This window comes from Caballeronia sp. (genome assembly GCF_028292365.1).
GTDB lineage: Bacteria > Pseudomonadota > Gammaproteobacteria > Burkholderiales > Burkholderiaceae > Caballeronia.
Map to the genome: position 1 here is coordinate 1 of NZ_JAQGMM010000280.1, position 3015 is coordinate 3015.

Annotated in this window: 3 protein-coding genes; 2 read left to right on the top strand and 1 reads right to left on the bottom strand. The window is 57.2% G+C overall.

All coding sequences use genetic code 11. The features are described 5' to 3' along the window. Positions 1 to 68 precede the first annotated feature (68 nt). Positions 69 to 359, bottom strand: coding sequence for a DUF4148 domain-containing protein (locus tag JWR14_RS17485; protein WP_299709166.1), 291 nt, complete (start codon positions 357 to 359; stop codon positions 69 to 71). 334 nt (positions 360 to 693) lie between these two features. Here JWR14_RS17485 and JWR14_RS17490 point away from each other — a divergent pair, with 334 nt between their 5' ends. Next, entirely contained in the window at positions 694 to 1842 is a 1149-nt protein-coding gene (locus JWR14_RS17490) for a porin (protein WP_299709169.1), read from the top strand. Positions 1843 to 1935: 93 nt separating this feature from the next. Beyond that, positions 1936 to 3000 carry a LysR family transcriptional regulator gene (locus JWR14_RS17495; RefSeq protein WP_299709172.1) on the top strand — a complete coding sequence of 355 codons (1065 nt, stop codon included), beginning with the start codon at positions 1936 to 1938 and terminating at the stop codon, positions 2998 to 3000. Positions 3001 to 3015: the final 15 nt, after the last annotated feature.

Genomic DNA, 3015 nt, shown 5'->3' on the forward strand with positions numbered 1-3015 from the left:
ATCTGGATCCTGAACACCGGTCCGTGTTTTGAACCATTGGTTCAAAACATCCTTGTAGGCTGCGTAGCCTAGTTCGTCGGAACAACCGGCATTGATGCAGGGCCACCTGCCGAACCGTTTACGCGTACACCGTCAGATGAGGCGTAAGCGCCGTTCGCTGCGTGCAAACGTGCCTCAGCCGCTTGGATCTCATCGGGATAATGATTCTGCCGTGCGGCAGGTTGATAGCCCGCTTGTTCCAATTGAACGAGTTCGGCGCGTACTTTGGCACGCGTAATGGGAGCGTTGGTAGTTTGCGCGAACGATATAGCCGGAACGATCAGAACAGCAGCCAGTATTGCGCAGATAAGGTTTTTCATAATAAGCAGACCTCGCGGAATGTGGCTCCAGTCACCATGATTGAAGCCTGTGCCTCATCGTCCTAAGGTGATGATGAGCAGGACTTCATTCTGCGCAACCAGCCCTGTCCTAACGCTGACACCGCGATTACAAGGCTGTTATCTGCGCGATCTATTCAGCACGCGATCCTCCGATAGTGGGTCCGATACCACGCAATTTTCACAACAGAGAATTGCATGTCGCCGCAAATTATGACGATCATAAAGTTCCCCTGGCGTGCCGCGCTGACCTCGATGTATGACGTCGAAGATCCGTGCCGCATGATTAAACCAACGTTCATCCAAGGGAACCGAAATGAAAAAACTATTGTTCGCGGGCGCGACTATGGGCATGCTCACCTGTCCGCTTTCGAGCTTCGCGCAGAGCAGCGTAACGCTCTACGGCGTGATAGATGAAGGCTTCAACTACACGAGTAACGTTGGCGGCCATTCGAACGAGGAACTGCAGAGCGGGTACGCTCAGGGAAGCCGGTGGGGCCTCAAGGGGTCGGAGGATCTGGGCGGCGGACTGAAGGCAATTTTCCAGCTAGAGAATGGTTTCGACGTCAACACTGGAAACCTCAACCAGGGAGGGCGGATGTTCGGTCGGCAGGCGTACGTGGGCCTGAGTTCCGCGAACTTAGGCACGGTCACCCTTGGGCGGCAGTACGACTCGGTTGTCGATTACCTCGCGCCGCTGACGGCAAACGGAAACTGGGCGGGCTACCTGATGTCTCACCCGCTGGATAACGACAACACCGACAACTCGTTCCGCCTCAATAACTCGGTCAAGTACGCCAGCCATAACTACGGCGGGTTCACCTTCGGCGGCTTGTACGGTTTCAGCAATCAGGCGGGCGGTTTTGCGAACAACCGCGCGTATAGCCTCGGCGCACAGTACGCAGCCGGACCGCTGACAGTCGCGGCAGCCTACATGCAGATCAACAACCCGGGCGGCACCACGGGCGGCTCGCTCGCCACCAACGACACTAACTTCTTTGCGAGCCGGGAGCGTGTCTGGGGCGGCGGAGTCAACTATACGATCGGGTCCGCGGCCACACTGGGACTGGTCTACTCGCATACCGACCTGAACAATGCTACGGGATCCGTGTACGTCGGCAATTTTGCCAACACAGCAAGCTCACTGAAATTCGATAACTTCGAAGCAAACTTCAAATACCAGTTCGCCAAGGATCTATTCGCGGGGGCAATGTACACCTACACGATGGGTCATTTCAACAGTACCGCCGGAGACTCTAAGCCCAAGTGGAATCAGTTCGGCCTGATGTTGGACTACAATCTGTCGACCCGGACGGACGTCTACGTGCAGGGTATGTATCAGCACGTCTCGAACGTTTCCGCTTCGGCCGCGCCGCTCAACGGAGCCTTTATTCCGGGCGCCGACGCACCGTCGTCAACCCAGAACCAGTTCGTCAGCCGCGTCGCTTTGCGGCACGTCTTCTAGCCGAGATATCAATTTTGTAATCAACCGGTTCGTCTTTCGTCAACAACACTGATGCAAGCTAGCAGCAATGTTGTTGACCCTGGATGACAAGTCATGAATCAGCTCGATTCGATGCGCATTTTTTCGAAAGTCGCGGAATGCCTGAACTTCGCCGACGCAGCACGCCAACTCGGCATATCGAACGCGGTGGTGACACGGAGCGTAGCAACGCTCGAAAAGCATCTGCGTATCCGGCTGATCAATCGCACGACCCGGAGAGTTGCACTTACGACTGCGGGCCAAGCGTATTTCGAAGGCTGCCAGGATCTGCTCAGGCAATTGACAGCAATGGAGCAGCGCATTCTTTCGACGACCACCCACCCCGTGGGATGCCTCAGGATCGGGTCGCCCGCTTCGTTCTCGCAAGGCAAGCTCGCGGCGATCCTCACCGCGTTTCGCACGGAGCACCCGCACGTGTCTTTCGACGTCACCGAGTACGAAACGATCAACGAGATCGCGCCGGAGAATTATGATCTTTGCTTCACGGCTGAACAGCGACTACGCGACTCCTCAATGGTATGCAGGCCGCTGGTCCGCATGCACGACGTGGTCGTCGCAGCGCCAGCTTACATCGCGCGGCGAGGTCAACCGGCCACGCCCGCGGCCCTGACCGAACACGACATCTTGCTGGCATCGGAAGCGCCAAACCGCTATTGGGAATTCAGGGACTTCAACGGGACGCACCGCGTTCCGTTCGACCCGATCCTGATGACCCGAAGCCTGCTGGCGGTCAAAAGCGCTGCCGTCACCGGCCTGGGCATTGCGCGCATTGCGAACGTGCTTGTGGAGCGGGAGCTGGCCGAAGGATCGTTGGTAACCCTGCTACGCGATTTCCGGCTCGACAGCAACGAGCGCACAGTCTGGATGCTGTACTCGGGCCAGCCATTCATCACTCAGGCTGTGCGAGCCTTTATCGATTTTGTTGTAGACCGGCATCGAGATGAGGACGCAGTCCTGACACGGCCAACACGATCGACACGCACGGCGCTCGGCAGTAACGGCGCAAGGCTCAGCAATGAGGGAACATATGAGCGCGCCCCCGTGGCGCACTATGTGCCCGATGCGCTGACTGAGATCAACGCGATCAAACACTTAAGCTTTTCCAAGCCAGCATCCTGAGACGGTAGCCGTTAC